Raw genomic sequence first — 16,030 nt, 5'->3', positions numbered from 1 at the left:
GCCGTCGGGGGGCGAACTTCTCAGGATGACGAGGTGACATTCGTCACTCGACGCAAGAGGGAGTCCCCGCATGCGCAGCGCTTCGTGGAAGCTGTACGCACCGTTCATCGCGCTCATCGCCATCCAGGGCCTGGTCGTGACCCTGGCCCCCTCGACGGGACCCGTTCAGGACGTGAGCGCCCTCGGCGGTGAGTTCGACCCCGGCGCCAGCGGCGGGTCCGGCGGGTCCGGTGGCTCCGGTGGCTCTGGCGGGTTCGACCCCGACGGCGTCGGTGGCGACTTCGACGACGGCCTCGGCGCCGGTGGTAGCACCGGAGGCACGGGGAGCACCGGCGCGGGCACGACGAGCGGCGGCACCACGAGCGGCGGTGGCGGGTCCACCGGCACCGGCGGCGCCGGCGGCGGTGGCACCACCGCGCCCGGCGGCGGCGGCGGCGAGCAGGCGGCGGGCGACACCAGCCACTGCACCCCCGACGGCCGCCAGCACGGCGTGATCTACCAGGCCCCCGCCTGCAAGCCGAAGTTCGGCGGCGACAACGGCGGCGTCACCTACCAGGGCGTCACCGGCGAGACGATCAAGGTCATCTCCTTCGCCTCGCAACCCAACGAGCAGGTCGACGCCATCCTCGCCGCCGAAGGCCTCGCCGCCAGCGCCCAGGAGGAGCGGGAGTTCCGCGAGGCCGCGGTCGAGTTCGTGAACAAGCACTACGAGACCTACGGGCGCGAGATCGAGGTCACCCGCGTGGTGGGCGACTGCCCCACCACCCCACCCGCACCCGACAAGTGCCGCCAGGCCGCCGCCGAGGTGGTCCAGATGGAGCCCTTCATGGTCATCTGGGGCACGTCGCTCTACGACGAGGTGTTCGACGTCTTCGCCCGCAACGGCATCATCAGCGTGGGCGGCAACCACTTCGCCGACCCGTTCTTCAACGACCGCCGGCCGTTCCGCTACGACATCATGATGGACGGCACCTCGTCGGCCGAGGTGATCGTCGAGTACTACTGCAAGAAGCTCGCCGGCAAGGGCGCCAGCAACGCCGGGCAGATCATCCACCGGGACATCGGCGGCCGCGACACCCAGCGCAAGCTCGGCATCATCACCCCCGAGATCCCCGCCAACGTGGCCAACGCCCAGCTGGTGCAAAACCTCGTGAAGGACTGCGACGACGGCCGCACGCCGTACCTGTCGACCTACGCCTCCGACATCAACCGGGCTGAGGAGCAGACCCGGGTCACGGTGGCGGGACTGATCGAGAACAAGGTGACGACGGTCGTGTGCATGTGCGACCCCATCGCACCGGTGTTCCTCACCAACGGCCTGACCCGCAACAACTACTTCCCGGAGAACCTGATGCCCGGGCTCGGCCTGCTCGACTTCGACAAGCTCGGGCGCCTCTACGACTCCCAGCAGTGGGCCCACGCCTTCGGCCCCAGCCACCTGGCCCACCCCGTCCCGCACCCGGAGAGCGACGCCACCAAGATCTGGCAGGACGGCGGACGCTCGGGTGTGCCGTGCAAGAGCTGCAACCTCGCCGCCGCCTACTACACGTTCATGGGCACGCTCATCCACAGCGCCGGCCCCGACCTGAACCCGATCACCGTGGAGCGGGGAACCCTCACCGCCGAGCCCCGGGGCGGCTGGGAGCAGACCCAGGGGAACCCGACGATCACGCTCTCCAAGTTCGGGGTCAACGACTACACCGCGCTCTCCGACTTCCGCGAGGTGTATTGGGACGCCGCCGCCACCTCGGTGATCGACGGCCGGCCCGGCGCCTACGTCAACATCGACGGCGGCCGCCGCTACGAGAAGGGCCAGCTCACCAACGAGTTCAAGGTCCCAGCCAAGGCCCAGTGAGCTCCAGCGCGATGCCCACCGACACCGTCGAGGAGACCGACGAGGACGCCACCGCGCAGATCTCCGTCCCGTCGGGCCCACCCGACGACGACCGCCCCGATGCCTGGGGGAGCCTCGCCGCCCACGCCAAGACCGCCTGGGACCACCCCGTCGCCGGCTCGGCCCTCAAGGCCCTGCTGGCCTACGTCGTGCTCATCGAGATCGTGGTCCAGGGCATCTTCGGCCGGGTGGACCTTGGGCCGATCAGCGTCGGGCTCCAGGACAGCGCCGTGCCCCGCGCCATCTTCCTCAACGGCGCCAGCATCGGGCTGCTGTACGCCCTGCTCGGCGTCGGCCTCATCCTCGTCTACCGGGCCAACCGCATCATCAACTTCGCCCAGGCCCAGCTCGGCTCCGTGCCGGCGGTGGCCGCCCTGCTCCTCATCGGCCGGCGAGACGTCAACTACTTCGTGGTCCTCCCGCTGGTGATCTTCGGCGCCGCCGCCCTGGGGGCGGCCGTCGACGTCCTGATCATCCGGCGCTTCCGGGAGGCGCCCCGCCTGATCCTCACCGTGGCCACCATCGGTGTGTCGCTGGTCCTGGTCGGCGCCGAGTTCTTCGTCCAGACCGCGATCACCGGGTCGCTCCTCTCCAGCAGCGACTTCCGGACGCCGTTCACCGGCATCGAGCTCCCGGTGCCCGGCCCGCTGGTCTTCAGCGGTGACTTCGCCGTGGCCGCGATCGTCGCGCTGGCCCTCGTGGCCGCCCTCGCCGCCTTCTTCCGCTTCACCGACATGGGCATCGCGGTGCGGGCCTCAGCCGAGAACGGCGAGCGGGCCTCGCTCCTGGGCATCCCCACCAAGCGCGTGTCCACCGTCGTCTGGGTCATCGCCGCCGTGCTCTCGGCCATCGCGGTGTTCATGCGGGCACCGATGGTCGGGCTCACCCTGGGCAGCTCGATCGGGCCGTCGGTCCTGCTCTACGGCCTGGCCGCAGCGGTCATCGCCCGGATGGAGAAGATCTCGATCTGCCTCGCCGCCGGCATCGGCATCGGCATCATCGACCAGGCGGCGCTGTTCGGCACCCGCCGAGCCAACTTGGCCATCGCCACCATGCTCGTGGTGATCCTCATCGCCCTGCTCGTCCAGCGGGGCGCGCTGTCGCGGGCATACGAGACCGGCGCCGGGACCTGGCAGGCGGTGAAGGAGTTCCGGCCGATCCCCACCGAGCTGCGCGGCACCCGCGAGGTCCTCATCGGCAAGTCCGCCCTCGCCGGCCTCGTCGGCCTGGTGGTGGTGGTGCTCCCGCTCTTCCTGCCCCGCGTCTACGCCGGTCGCTTCACGCTGCTCGCCATCTACGCCATGGTGGGCGTGTCCCTGGTGATCCTCACCGGGTGGGCCGGCCAGATCAGCCTCGGGCAGTTCGCCTTCTCGGGCATCGGCGCCGCGGTGGCCGGCGGCCTGGCCGCCAACCACAACACCGACTTCTTCGTGAGCCTGCTCCTCGGCGCCCTCGCCGGCGCCTTCGTGGCGGTGCTCATCGGTCTGCCGGCGGTGCGGATCCAAGGCCTCTTCCTCGCCGTCACCACCCTGGCGTTCGCCTTCACAGTCGAGAACTTCGTGCTCCGGCGCGAGTACTTCGGGTGGCTCCTCCCCCGCGACCTCGCTGCCGTCGAGCGCCCCATCCTCTACGGCCGTTTCGATACGTCATCCGACATCCGCTTCTACTACGTGGTCCTCGTCTTCCTCGCCCTCACGCTCCTGGCGGCGCGGTCGCTGCGGAAGAACCGCACCGGGCGCATCCTCATCGGGGCGCGCGACAACGGCCGGGCGGTCCAGGCCTACGGGGTGAGTCTGGCCCGCACCAGGCTCACCGCCTTCGCCATCTCGGGTTTCATCGCCGCGCTGGCCGGCGGCCTCCTCGCTTACCAGTCGATGGCCGTCGACGCCGGCACCTACGCCCCCGACCGGTCGATCTCGTTCTTCGCCATGACGGTGATCGGCGGGCTGACCTCCCTGCCGGGGGCCATGCTCGGCGCGATCTACGTCGAGGGCCTGCCGTTCTTCTTCAACAACTCCAACTTCGTCCGCCTGCTCACCAGCGGTGTCGGCCTCCTGGTGCTGCTGCTCTTCCTGCCCGGCGGCCTGTCCGAGGCGCTGTACCGGACCCGCGACCGCTTCCTGCGCTGGGTCGCCGCCCGCAACGGGATCCACGTGCCCAGCCTCGTCGCCGACTCCCTCGAGGAGGCAGCCGAGCTCCAGAAGGCCAGCGACATGGCCCTCACCGCGGCGGAGCGCCACATCGAGGAGATCGAGGTGGTAGATCATGCCGAGCTCATCGGGTGCCCCACATGCGGCGCCCGCGTCCCGGTTGCCGAGGCCGTGCACCACGAGCACTTCACGGTTGCGCACGACGATCCGGACTCGGTGCTGCTCGTGCCCGACCGCGGTCAGGGTGGCAGCACAAACGGCATCGGACACGGCACCACCACCTCGAGGAGGCCACGATGACCGACCCGGCCAGCGTCGAGAGCGCACCGGTCGCCCACGAGGAGGCCGTGGCCGACCCCACCGAGCTCATCTCCTCTCCCTCCAAGATGGGCGGGCGGCTCGCAGCCGTCACCGGCGGCGCCACCGGCGTTCCGCTCGCCATCCTCTTCGGCCTCAACTTCGTCGACGAGTTCGACCGCATCGCCTTCGCCACGCTGACCCCCGAGATCCGCGACGCCTTCAGCCTGAGCGACGCCGGAATCGGCGCCATCGGGGTCATCTCCAGCGTGGTGATCCTCCTGCTCGCCCTGCCCATCGGCGTGATGGGCGACCGCTACAACCGGGTGCGCGTGGCCGGCTTCGCCGCCGTGCTGTGGGGCGTGATGAGCGTGCTCACCGGCGTGGTGCCCACCGTGGCCCTGCTCTTCGCCGTCCGTCTGCTGTCGGGCGTGGGTCGCATCATCAACGAGGTCGTGCACCCCAGCCTCCTCGCCGACTACTACAGGCCCCAGAACCACCCCCGGGTCTTCCAGGTCCACCGCCTGGCCAACCCCACCAGCGCGGTGTCGGGCATCGTGGCCGGCCTCATCGCCGCCGGCCTGGGATGGCGGTGGGCGTTCATCCTCCTCGCCATCCCCACCTTCGTGTTCCTCGCGTTCCTGTCGAGGTTGAAGGAGCCGAGGCGCGGCGCCAGCGTCGACGCCGCCGCCGCGGAGCAGGCAGCGGAGGAGGCGCCCGTCTCCTTCGCCGAGGCCCGCCGCCAGCTCTTCGCGGTGCGCACACTGCGCCGCCTCTGGATCGGTGGCTTCTTCCTCGGGATCGGCTACCTGGCCATCGGTCAGTTCCTGTCGCTGTTCTTCGAGAGCGTCTACGGCTTCGGCCCCATCGGGCGCGGCACCGTCCAGGTGGTCTTCGGCGCCGGCGCCATCGTGGGCCTGTTCGTCGGTGGCTCCCTCGCGTCCAAGGCAGCGCAGGCCGGCCACAGCGCCCGCCTGGCTACCATCACCGGCCTGTCGTTCGTGGCCTTCGCCGTCGGCCTCGCCCTCATGGCCCTCGCGCCCGTCGCGGCCCTCTCGGTGCTGTTCGCATTCGTGCTCTCGGCCGGGGTGGGTGCCTACCAGCCCGCCTACTACTCCCTGGTGGGCCAGGTGGCGCCACCTCGGGTGCGGACCCAGGCCTACGCCTACGCCATCGTCTTCGTCGGCCTCGGCGGCTTCGCCTCCATCCCCCTCTTCGAGCTGGGCGAGACCCAGGGCTACCGCACCGCCATCGTGGTGCTCTCGGCCATCATCGGCCTCGCCGGGCTCATCGGCGCCTCCGCCAGCCGCTTCGTCGCCCGCGACGTCGAACAGGCCGCCAACGCCCTCGCCACCCAGCTGCGCCTGCGGGAGGAGCTGGCCAGCAGCGGCAAGCAGGCCCTCCTCGCATGCCGTGGGGTCGAGGTCGCCTACGACCAGGTGCAAGTGCTCTTCGGCGTGGACCTCGAGGTCCGCCCCGGCGAGATCGTCGCCCTGCTCGGCACCAACGGAGCCGGCAAGTCCACCCTGCTCAAGGCCATCAGCGGCACCGTCGACCCGATCGGCGGCGCCGTCTTCTTCGACGGGCGCGACATCACCCACGCCGACGCCGTGCAGACGGCCAAGCTGGGCATCGTCCAGGTGCCCGGCGGCAAGGCGGTCTTCCCGACCCTCACGGTGGCCGAGCACCTCCGCGCCGCCGGCTGGCTCTACCGCGACGACCAGGCCTACCTCGACCAGGCCAACGAGGAGGTCCTCACGATCTTCCCCCGCCTGCGGGAGCGGATCTCCCAGATGGCCGGGAACCTCTCCGGTGGCGAGCAGCAGATGCTCGCCCTCGGCATGGCCTTCATCGCCAAGCCCAAGCTGCTCATGATCGACGAGCTCTCGCTGGGCCTGGCGCCCACCATCGTCGAGCAGCTGCTCGGCATCGTCCGGCGCATCACGGAGCAGGGCACCGCCATCATCCTGGTGGAGCAGTCGATCAACGTGGCCCTCACCGTGGCCGAGCGTGCCTACTTCATGGAGAAGGGCGAGGTCCGATTCGAGGGACCCACCCAGGAGCTGCTGGAGCGCGACGACATCGTCCGCTCGGTGTTCCTCCAAGGGGCCTCGGTGGCCACCGGCCAGGGTGGCGACAAGGTCCAGCCCGTGGCCTCGCGGCGCACCAGGGTCGCTGCCGATGCCCCGCCCGTCCTCGAGGTCCGAGGCCTGACCAAGCGCTTCGGCGGCATCCGGGCCGTCGACGACACCACCTTCACCCTCCGCAAGGGTGAGATCCTCGGCCTCATCGGCCCCAACGGCGCCGGCAAGACCACCATCTTCGATCTCGTCTCGGGCTTCCTCACCCCCGACGGCGGCAGCATCACGCTCGACGGCACCGACGTGACCACCATGGCGCCCGATCGGCGGGCGTGGCTCGGCCTCGGTCGCAGCTTCCAGGACGCCCGCCTGGTGCCGTCGCTCACCGTCGCCGAGAACGTGGCCATCGGCCTCGAGCGCCACATCGAGCTCCGCGACCACGTGGCCTCAGCGCTCTCCCTGCCGGGCATCGTCCGCTCCGAGGAGGACGTGGCCTGGACGGTCAACGACCTCGTCGAGATGATGAACCTGGGCGCCTACCGCGACAAGTTCGTCCGCGAGCTCTCCACCGGCTCGCGGCGGATCGTCGACCTCGCCATGTGCATCGCCCACGACCCCACGGTGCTGCTCCTCGACGAGCAGTCGTCGGGCATCGCCCAGCGCGAGACCGAGGCCCTCGGCCCCCTCCTCGAGCGCATCCAGCACGAGACCGGATGCGCCCTGCTGGTGATCGAGCACGACATGCCGCTGATCACCACCGTGTCCGACCGCATGATCGCCCTCGAGCTCGGTCACCCCATCGTGGAGGGAACCCCCGACGAGGTCACCACCAACCCGCGGGTGGTGTCGTCCTACCTCGGCGGCGACCTCTCCGTGATCAACCGCTCCGGGGCGACGTCGGAGCCCGACGCGGAGGTCGTCCGGACGTCCACCGGGCCGCCGTCCACCGGGCGCCGCGACCGCCGCGCTCCCCTGGTCGCGCCGGGCCGTAAGGACCGATGATGCGTGGGCGCCGGTGCCTCGCCGCGCTGGCACTCGTCGGCGCCACCGTCGCGCTGGGCGCGGCGCCGGCAGGTGCGGCCGAGCTCGAGCAGTCCGGCTGGTGGTTCCGCGGCAGCGTCGGCGTCGTCCCGGTGCAGCCCCCGTCGGTGCCCGAGGGCGGCCTCCTCGTCGCCGGTACCTCGAGTGGCCCCCTGGCGATCAGCGCCCTCCGATACACCCTCGGCGACGACGAGACCACCGCGATGCTGACGCTGGAGGTCGCCGAGGACAGCGGCGGCGACCCCACCGAGATGGCGCTGATGAACGTCTGCCGGACGGCATCGGAGTGGGAGCCGGCAGAGGGTGGCGACTTCGAGGAGGCCCCCGAGGTCGACTGCTCCAGCGGCTCGGTGTCCGGCTCTCGCTCGGCGGACGGCGCGACCTGGTCCTTCCGGCTCGACAGCCTCATCGACGGCAACACGCTCGACGTGGCCATCGTCCCCGGCGTCGACCCGACCTTCCCGGAAGGCGCCAACGGCTCCACCTTCCAGATCGCCTTCGAGGCCCCCACCGACGAGAGCCTCACCACCACCAGCGGAGGATCCGCCTTCGAGGGCGGCTTCGACCTGTCGGACTTCGAGGGCGGCGATGGTGGCGAGAGCGATGGCGAGTTCGACCCCGCCGGTGGCGACTCGTTCGACGACGGCTCGTCGGGCGGGAGCGGCGGTGGCTTCACGCCCTCGGGAGGCGGGACCGCGGGCGGAGGGAGCGACTTCGACGTCGAGCCGCCGCCGAGCGCCCAGGTGCCGGCCGGCGATCCCGCCGCGGTGGGCGGTGGCGACCAGACGGCCCTCCCCGTGACGCCCCCGGCCGAGCAGCCGGTCGCGGTCCAGTCGGCGGCCGCCGACGGGAACGACCTGCGTCTGCTTGGCGTCCTGCTCCTTGCAGCCTGCGCGGCTGCTGCGGTCTTCGCCCTTCGAGAGCCGGTGCCCGCCCTGCGGCGCCTGGGCCGGTTCGGGGAGCGCGCCGACGCGGCCGTGCCGGTCGCCGTCGTGGCACCCGACCCCACCGTGGGTGGGCTCGGACGCTTCGCCCGTCCCCGGACGGGTCCGGTCCCCCGCCTCTGAGCTGAGGCGTGCAAACGGCGGCGGCGCTGCTCGCGCCTACTTGTAGCGGTAGGTGATCCGGCCGCGCGTCAGGTCGTATGGCGAGAGCTCCACCTGGACGCGATCGCCCGGGAGGATGCGGATGTGGTTCCTCCGCATCTTGCCGCTCACGTGGCCGAGCACGGGGTGGCCGTTGTCCAGGGTGATCCGGAAGTTGCCCCCCTTGAGCGCCTCTTCCGTGCGCCCCTCGAGGAGGAACGCATCTTCCTTGGACTTCGTCATCAGCACATCCGTTCGGCTCGACAGGTCAGCGGTCGCCCTCCACGAGGCGGGGGCACAGGGGCAGACTGCCGCGGATCCCCTCTGCTCGGCAGCAGGGGCAGGCAGTCGACGCTACCGGGTGCTGCCCGGACTCCCAATCTCAGCCGCAGCTCCGACTCCACCGTCCCCAGGAAGCTCGAACATCGCCTTGACCAGCCGTAGGGTGCTGGTGCTGCGGCCGAGGGTCGGCCGGCGAGGGGAGCACCGTGAAGTTCGGGATCATGTTCGCAAACGTGGTGGGGGGCGGCGACGCCGAGACAGCGGTCGCCATGGCCCAGGCGGCCGAGGAGGCCGGTTTCGAGTCGCTCTGGACCGTCGAGCACGTGGTGGTCCCGGCCGGCTACGAGTCGCCCTACCCGTACTCCACGTCGGGCCGGATGCCCGGTCCCGAGACGTCGCCCATCCCCGACCCGTTCATCTGGTTGGCCTACGTCGCCGCCGCCACAAGCACCATCCACCTCGGCACCGGGATCACCATCCTCCCGCAGCGCAACCCCCTCGTGACGGCCAAGGCGGTCGCCACCCTCGACCGCATGTCGGGCGGCAGGGTCGAGCTCGGCGTGGGCGCCGGCTGGCTCGAGGAGGAGTTCCGTGCGCTCGGCGTGCCCTTCGAGCAGCGAGGCGCTCGCCTCGACGAGTACATCGGCGCCCTGCGCGCCCTCTGGAGCGAGGAGCGCCCGAGCTACCACGGCGAGTTCGTCGACTTCACCGACTGCTTCTGCCAGCCGCAGCCCATCGACGGGCGGGTGCCGATCCACATCGGAGGTCACACCAACCGAGCGGCGCGACGGGCAGGCGAGCTCGGCGACGGGTTCTTCCCCGGCAGCGCCGACCCCGAGCTCCTGGCCGGGCTCCTCGGCACCATGCGAAAGGTGGCCGCAGAGCACGACCGGGACGCCGACGCCATCGAGGTCACCACCGGCGGCCTCCCCGACGTCGCCGCGGTCGAGCGCATGGCCGAGATGGGCATCCACCGGGTCGTGGTCCCACCCATGGCCTTCGACGCCGACGGCATCCGCCGCCAGCTCGAGACCTTCGCCGACGACGTCATCTCGCACCTGTAGCGGGAGCCCGCCCCCGACGGATCCTCCGCACGTTCCGGGGGGCGGAGGGCCGGCTCAGCCGCAGGCGGTCATGGTCACGAGGTCGCCGGTGCGCCCGACGGTGGCGTCGGGGTGGCCGGACGCCCAGCGGTCCCAGGCACGGAGCATGGCGTCACCGCCGTCGTCGGAGGCGAACGCGGCCCGCAGGCAGGTCCGGCCCCGGTCCTCCCACGCCACGAAGCTGTCGCCCGTCCAGGTCTCGACGACATCCCGCACCGCCGCGGCAGGCACGGCGGACTCGAGGGTGAGCATCGCCGACCAGAGCCCGAACGCCCCCTCGTCGACGACGGGCCCCTCGGGCGGGGGCACCGGGACCGGCACCGCACCCACCCCGGCCAGGTACAGCTCGGGCCGCAGGATCTGGGCGCTGGTCGTGGGCGGGTCCTCGAAGGCGGCGTCGAGACGGTCGTTGCCGCCCTCGTCGAGCAGGACGTCGACGAAGCGCGGGCCCACGACGTAGGGGAAGGCGATGAGCTGCGGCACGACCGGCGGCACCGATTCCAGGTCGATCCCGGCGCCGAGGGCCAGCTCCTCGACCTGCAGCCGGCGCCGCTCGTCGCTGGAGAGCGTGGCCACCCAGGCCTGCTCGACCCGCACCGCGCTCCCCTCGACGAGGGAGAGGAAGGCGAACGCCGACTCGTCGTCGGCGTCGTCGAGCTCGGGCCGGTCGAGGCCGAAGTGCTGGTCGTCGAGGGCGTGGGTCAGCTCGTGGACGAGGGTGGAGCGGACGTAGGGCGAGACCTCGGCGCCCCGCAGCACCAGCTCGCTGGTGTCGCTGTCGTAGAAGCCGACGACGGCATCCCCGAGGAACGACAGCAGCACCGCCTCGAGGTCGACGCCGTCGTCGAGGAGGCGGAGCGCCCGCAGCAGGGCGGCGGTCGTCTGCAGCTCCTCACGGTCGGCGACGACGTCGTCGAGGAGGCGCCGCCGGAACGCCTCGTCGTCGAGGAGCTCGACGTCGACCTCGTCCAGAAACGGCAGCCCGCGCTCCTCCTCGACGAAGGCCGACAGCTCCTCGACGGCCTCGAGCAGCTCGTCCCGTGCCGGCGGGGCGTCGTCGAGCGTCGTGGTCGTGGTGGGCGAGGCCTGCTGCGAGGTGGTGGTCGGTGCCTCGGGCGACGCACCGCCGCCTCCCACCAGCAGGGCCGCCATGGCGCCGCCCGCGGCCAGGACGACGCCGAGCACGATGAGCAGTACGGCGCTCGGGCCGCTTCCCTCGTCCGCCGCCGGCCGTGTTCGCATCGGCCGACCCTAGTTGTGGGCGCCCCGCCACCAATCGCGGTGGCCGGTTTGCCCGTCCTCCGGTCGCGGGTACCGGTGGACGAAGGTCGAGAGCGGGCGCGACGGCGGAGCGCCCGTCTCGACCGGTGTCTACGCTGGGGTCGGCCCTCGGCTGCGTCGGCGCCCAGGGTGCCCCACGGCACAGGACGTCCCCTCCACCGGCCAGACCGTGGTCGGACACCGTAGGGTTGCGGCGCTGCGGGCCGGCGTGGTGGAACGGCAGACACGGTCGCCTTAAAAGTGACCGCCCTCACGGGCGTGCGGGTTCGACTCCCGCCGCCGGCACCGACCGCGGACGGCTCAGGCCGCCCGCCTCGTCGCCTCCCGGCTCGTCGGCGGGGCCGCCGTGGCCACGGCGGCCCACAGCGCGGCACGGGCGGCGGCCGCCCGCGTGCCGCTCAACCCGTTGGCCACCACGATGCCCTCGACCATGTCGACCACGACGTCGTCGTGGTCGCGGCCCGCCAGTCGCACCGCGATGGCCACCGGAGCCCCCCGACGACGGCGCACCGAGCGGTCGAGGCCGGGGTGGCGCGGTGGGCTCCGGAACCCCGGCACGGCGAGGCCGTCGGTGCGGGCGGCCTCGGCCAGCAGGCGGGCGGTGGCGGCGAAGCGCAGGCTGTCGGTCCCCATCGCCACCCATGATGACGAGGTGGTGTGACACTGCAGCGGTGGCCGCCGAGCTGACCCCCGCCCAACAGGACGTGCTCGACCTGCTCCGGGCCGCCGGCGTGGAGCGGCCGGTGGTCGATCCCGACCTCCGGCACCGCCTCCGCGACGAGCTCGAGGGAGCGATCGCCCCGCTGGCGGCCTCGCTGGACCGTCCCCTCTGGGTGGCCAAGGCCGCCCTCGGCCGGGTGCAGGCGTGCGAGACCCACCACCTCGACGAGGAGGCGGCCGACTTCGAGTGGTCGGTGCCGGCCGCCCGCGGGACGGTGGCCCACAAGGCGATCGAGCTCTCGCTGCACCTTCGGGGCGACCCCACACCACTCGGCCTCGTCGACGCCGCCCTCGACCGCCTCGGCGACGACCCGGACTCGAGCCTCGCCTCGTTCCTGCTCGGCCTCGACGAGCCCGCCAGGGCCGACCTGCGCAGCGAGGTCAACGCCATGGTCGCCTCGTTCGTCGAGCTGTGGCCACCGCTGCAGCGGGCCTGGCGGCCCGAGACCGAGTCACGCCGGCGAGTCGAGCTCTGCGGGGGACGGGTGATCCTGAGCGGCAAGGTCGACCTCACGCTCGGCGCCCCCGCCGGCGTCACCGCCGGCCGGCTCGTCGTCGACCTCAAGACCGGCACCGCCCACGCCGGCCACGTCGACGACCTCCGCTTCTACGCCCTCCTCGACACCCTTCGGGGCGGCGTGCCTCCGTTCCGCGTCGCCAGCTACTACCTCGACTCGGGCACCTTCCGGCCCGAGGACGTGACGCCGGCAGTCCTGGAGGCGGCGGTGCGGCGCACCGTGGCCGGGGTGACCCGCATGGCGGAGCTGCGCCTCGGACTGCGATCACCGGCGGTGACCCCCAACCCCACGTGCCGCTGGTGCCGGCTCCGCCACGACTGCGACGGTGCCCGCACGTGGGCGGAGGCCGGCGCCGAGGACCAGCCGGGGCGCTGACGCGGGAGACGGCGCCCCGTGGGATCACCTCCCCGGGGCCTGGGTAGCATCGGCTCCGTGCCCGAGACCGACCCCATCGACGTCGACGTCGACGAGCGGCGCGCCCTGGTCCACCTCCCGGGCATGGCGCACCAGGACGACGACCTGCAGGACCCGAGGCTGGGCGACGTCGACGAGTGGGGCCGCTCCGAGCGGGTCCGGGCCCTGGCCCGCCAGCTCTACGACCCCATCTACCGCCGGCTCTTCCGGGTGGAGTGGGAGGGCCTCGAGCGAATCCCCGACGGACCGGCGCTCCTCATCGCCAACCACGCCGGTGCCATCCCCTCCGACGCTCCCGTGATCATGCACGGCATCGAGGAGGAGCTACAGCGGCCGCTGTACGCGCTGGCCGACCACATGTTCAAGTCCACACCGGTCATCGGCACCCTCTGGTCGCGGGCCGGCGGGGTGGTGGCCCATCCCGACAACGCCTACCGGCTGCTCCGGGAGCAGGGGCAGCTCGTGCTGGTCTTCCCCGAGGGCAGCAAGGGACCGGCCAAGCCGTACACCGAGCGCTACCGCCTCCGCCGCTTCGGCCGGGGCGGCTTCGTCGAGATCGCCATGCGGGCCGGCGTCCCGGTGGTCCCCATCGCCGTGGTGGGCGCCGAAGAGTCGATGCCGGTGCTGTTCAACGTGGCGCCGCTGGCCAAGCTGCTCGGCATCCCGTACTTCCCGGTCACCGCCAACCACCTGCTGTTCGGGCCGCTGCTCGGCAGCGTCGCCTACCTTCCGGCCAAGTTCAAGCTGCGGGTCCTCGAACCGGTGCACTTCGACGTCCCGCCCGACCAGCCGCGCTACTCGAAGAGCCGGATCATGGACGAAGCCGAGGACATCCGCCAGCGCATCCAGGAGGCCCTCTACGACATGTTGCGCCACCGACAGAGCGTCTGGAGCGGCTGATGGGCCGCCGAGTCCTCGTCACCGGCCTCGGCACCTTCTGGGGTGGGCGGATCGCCCAGGCCCTGGAGGCCGACCCCACCGTCGACGTCATCGTCGGCCTCGACCGCTTCGAGCCCACCGTCGAGCTCGAGCGGACCGAGTACGTGCGCGCCGACGAGAGCTACTCGATCCTCGCCCGCATCGTGAAGGCGGCCAAGATCGACACCATCCTCCACACGTTCCTCGTCGTGGACTCCACGGTGATGACCACCAGGACGATGCACGAGATCAACGTCATCGGGACGATGAACCTCCTGGCGGCGGCCGGCGCCCCAGGCTCGTCGGTGCGCCGGGTGATCGTGAAGTCCTCCACGCTCGTCTACGGGTCGTCGCCCGAGGACCCGGTGTGGTTCCGCGAGGAGACGCCGAGCAGCCACCCGCCCAAGACCAGGGTCGAGCAGTCGCTGCTCGAGGTCGAGGGCTACCTGCGCGACTTCGCCGAGGACAACCCGCACGTCGCAGTGACGCTGCTGCGCTTCAGCAACGTCCTCGGCCCCGACCTGGAGACGCCGCTGGGCAAGGCCCTCCAGCTGCCGCTCGTCCCGTGCGTGGCCGGCTTCGACCCGCGGTTCCAGTTCGTGGAGGAGGACGACGTCATCCGCTCGATCCTCTTCGTCCTCGAGCACGAGGTGCCCGGCATCTTCAACGTCGCCGGCGACGGCCTGCTGCCGTGGAGCGAGGTCGCCGCCATGTGCGGCAAGGGCCTCTTCCCGCTGCCGCCCTACCTCACCGGCCTCGTCGCCGAGCCCCTCCGGCGTCTCGGTGTGATCGACCTCCCCCACGAGAAGCGCAACCTGCTGCGGTACGGTCGAGGCGTCGACAACCGTCGCCTCAAGCAGGCGGGGTTCCGCTACGACCACACCACCGCCGGCGCGGTCCGGCGGTTCTGGGAGTCGGTCCGCCTGCGCAAGACCGTCGGCGAATCCGAGCCCGACTTCGTCTACGAGCGAGACGTCGAGAGCTTCTTCCGGCACTCGCCCGCCATCGTCCGCGACGAGTAGACATCCCGGCATGGAGATGATCCGGGTCGATGTCCGCAGCGACGAGCGCGTGGCGGTGGTGACGCTCGACGACCCCGACCGCCGCAACGCCCTCAACGCCACGATGGTGGGCGAGATCGTGGCCACGTTCGACGAGCTCGAGGCCGACGACGCCGTGGGGGCGGTGGTCGTCACCGGTGCGCCCCCGGCCTTCTGCGCGGGTGCCGACCTCGGCAACCTCGGCGAGGCCAAGCGCCAGGGCCTGCTCTCCATCTACGAGGGCTTCCTCCGGGTGGGCCGCTCCAGCCTGCCGACCCTGGCCGCGGTCAACGGGGCGGCTGTCGGGGCAGGCATGAACCTCGCCATGGTCTGCGACGTCCGCATGGCGGCCCGCCGGGCGAGGTTCGACACCCGCTTCATCGACCTCGGCCTCCACCCAGGCGGGGGCCACACCTGGATGCTCCGCAACGCCGTGGGACCCCACGCGGCGGCCGCCATGGTGCTGTTCGGCCAGGTGCTCGACGGCGAGGAGGCCGAGCGACGGGGCCTGGTGTGGCGCTGCGTCGACGACGACGCTCTGCTCGACGAGGCCGTGGCCGTCGCCGCCCGGGCCGCGTCGGGGCCGAAGGAGCTCGTCACCGAGGTGAAGGCGTCGCTGCGCGACATGGCCGGCATCTCGGTCCACGCCGACGCCGTCGAGCGCGAGCTCGGTCCCCAGGTGTGGTCCACCGACCAGCCGTGGTTCGCCGAGCGGCTGGCGGCGCTGAAGGCCAAGGTCTCCAAGCGCTAGGCGGCTGACCCGCCCCTCAGCCGAGGTGGCGCCGACCCGGGTCGGCCTGGGTCACCCCTGGGCGGGGTCGAAGTCCATGGCGGCGGAGTTCATGCAATAGCGCAGGCCGGTCGGCTGCGGACCGTCCGGGAAGACGTGGCCGAGGTGCGAGTGGCAGGTGGCGCACTTGACCTCGGTGCGCACCATCCCGAACGCGTTGTCCTCTTCGGTGACGACGTTGCCCTCGTCGGCGGGGGCCCAGAAGCTCGGCCAGCCGCTTCCGGACTCGTACTTCTCGTCGGAGCGGAAGAGCTCGGTCCGACAGACCACGCACCGGTAGACGCCGGGCTCCTTGTTGTCCCACGTCACCCCGGTGAACGCCCGCTCGGTGCCGCCCTCGCGGGTCACGCTGTACTGCTCGGGTGTGAGGCGCTGGCGCAGCTCGTCGTCGTCGACCGGTGGGTGCTCGTTCATGC

At 71.9% G+C, this 16,030-nt stretch carries 13 protein-coding genes and 1 tRNA gene; 10 read left to right on the top strand and 4 right to left on the bottom strand.

Annotation, left to right across the window (positions count from 1 at the left end; translation table 11 throughout):
• Positions 1 to 70: 70 nt before the first annotated feature.
• The 4 genes from VMN58_11735 to VMN58_11720 are packed head-to-tail and all read left to right on the top strand — an operon-like array spanning position 71 to position 8,530.
• Complete coding sequence (locus tag VMN58_11735; GenBank protein HUF33865.1) at positions 71 to 1,855, top strand: hypothetical protein; 1,785 nt, start codon at positions 71 to 73, stop codon at positions 1,853 to 1,855.
• A gap of 11 nt (positions 1,856 to 1,866) precedes the next feature.
• Positions 1,867 to 4,344, top strand: a complete 2,478-nt coding sequence (locus VMN58_11730) for an ABC transporter permease (protein ID HUF33864.1) — start codon at positions 1,867 to 1,869, stop codon at positions 4,342 to 4,344.
• Positions 4,341 to 7,424 (top strand): MFS transporter, encoded by a 3,084-nt coding sequence (locus VMN58_11725; protein ID HUF33863.1) that lies wholly within the window; start codon positions 4,341 to 4,343, stop codon positions 7,422 to 7,424. Before VMN58_11730 ends, VMN58_11725 begins: the two co-directional genes overlap by 4 nt.
• Positions 7,424 to 8,530, top strand: a complete 1,107-nt coding sequence (locus VMN58_11720) for a hypothetical protein (GenBank protein ID HUF33862.1) — start codon at positions 7,424 to 7,426, stop codon at positions 8,528 to 8,530. Before VMN58_11725 ends, VMN58_11720 begins: the two co-directional genes overlap by 1 nt.
• A gap of 36 nt (positions 8,531 to 8,566) precedes the next feature.
• Here the strand turns inward: VMN58_11720 and infA are convergent, their stop codons facing one another.
• Positions 8,567 to 8,791: a translation initiation factor IF-1 gene (gene infA, locus VMN58_11715; protein HUF33861.1), complete on the bottom strand. Its 225-nt coding sequence runs from the start codon at positions 8,789 to 8,791 to the stop codon at positions 8,567 to 8,569.
• A gap of 245 nt (positions 8,792 to 9,036) precedes the next feature.
• On the opposite strand from infA, the gene VMN58_11710 reads away from it, so the two are divergent.
• The gene (locus tag VMN58_11710) at positions 9,037 to 9,894 is read left to right on the top strand and encodes an LLM class F420-dependent oxidoreductase (GenBank protein HUF33860.1); all 858 of its coding nucleotides are present in this window, start codon (positions 9,037 to 9,039) and stop codon (positions 9,892 to 9,894) included.
• Positions 9,895 to 9,948: 54 nt separating this feature from the next.
• Here the strand turns inward: VMN58_11710 and VMN58_11705 are convergent, their stop codons facing one another.
• Positions 9,949 to 11,175, bottom strand: a complete 1,227-nt coding sequence (locus VMN58_11705; protein HUF33859.1) for a hypothetical protein — start codon at positions 11,173 to 11,175, stop codon at positions 9,949 to 9,951.
• A gap of 241 nt (positions 11,176 to 11,416) precedes the next feature.
• On the opposite strand from VMN58_11705, the gene VMN58_11700 reads away from it, so the two are divergent.
• A tRNA-Leu gene (locus VMN58_11700) sits at positions 11,417 to 11,499 on the top strand.
• 15 nt (positions 11,500 to 11,514) lie between these two features.
• Here VMN58_11700 and VMN58_11695 read toward each other — a convergent pair.
• On the bottom strand, positions 11,515 to 11,847 hold the full coding sequence (locus VMN58_11695; protein HUF33858.1) for a hypothetical protein: 333 nt from the start codon (positions 11,845 to 11,847) through the stop codon (positions 11,515 to 11,517).
• A gap of 38 nt (positions 11,848 to 11,885) precedes the next feature.
• On the opposite strand from VMN58_11695, the gene VMN58_11690 reads away from it, so the two are divergent.
• Genes VMN58_11690 through VMN58_11675 form a run of 4 tightly spaced genes read left to right on the top strand, consistent with a single transcriptional unit; the run spans position 11,886 to position 15,575 of the window.
• Positions 11,886 to 12,827, top strand: coding sequence for a PD-(D/E)XK nuclease family protein (locus VMN58_11690; GenBank protein HUF33857.1), 942 nt, complete (start codon positions 11,886 to 11,888; stop codon positions 12,825 to 12,827).
• Between the two features lie 57 nt (positions 12,828 to 12,884).
• A complete protein-coding gene (locus tag VMN58_11685) occupies positions 12,885 to 13,766 on the top strand; it encodes a lysophospholipid acyltransferase family protein (protein HUF33856.1) in 882 nt (293 codons plus the stop codon).
• Positions 13,766 to 14,806: an NAD-dependent epimerase/dehydratase family protein gene (locus VMN58_11680; GenBank protein ID HUF33855.1), complete on the top strand. Its 1,041-nt coding sequence runs from the start codon at positions 13,766 to 13,768 to the stop codon at positions 14,804 to 14,806. The genes VMN58_11685 and VMN58_11680 overlap by 1 nt, the downstream gene beginning before the upstream one ends.
• Positions 14,807 to 14,816: 10 nt before the next feature.
• Entirely contained in the window at positions 14,817 to 15,575 is a 759-nt protein-coding gene (locus VMN58_11675; protein ID HUF33854.1) for an enoyl-CoA hydratase, read from the top strand.
• A 51-nt stretch (positions 15,576 to 15,626) separates the two neighbouring features.
• Here VMN58_11675 and msrB read toward each other — a convergent pair.
• A partial coding sequence (gene msrB / locus VMN58_11670) for a peptide-methionine (R)-S-oxide reductase MsrB (GenBank protein ID HUF33853.1) occupies positions 15,627 to 16,030 on the bottom strand: 404 nt, incomplete at its 5' end.

It is taken from the genome of Acidimicrobiales bacterium (assembly GCA_035512495.1).
In the GTDB taxonomy this organism is placed as follows: domain Bacteria; phylum Actinomycetota; class Acidimicrobiia; order Acidimicrobiales; family CADCSY01; genus DATKDW01.
Note: the sequence above shows the minus strand (reverse complement) of the source record. Positions and strands in the feature narration are given on the sequence as shown.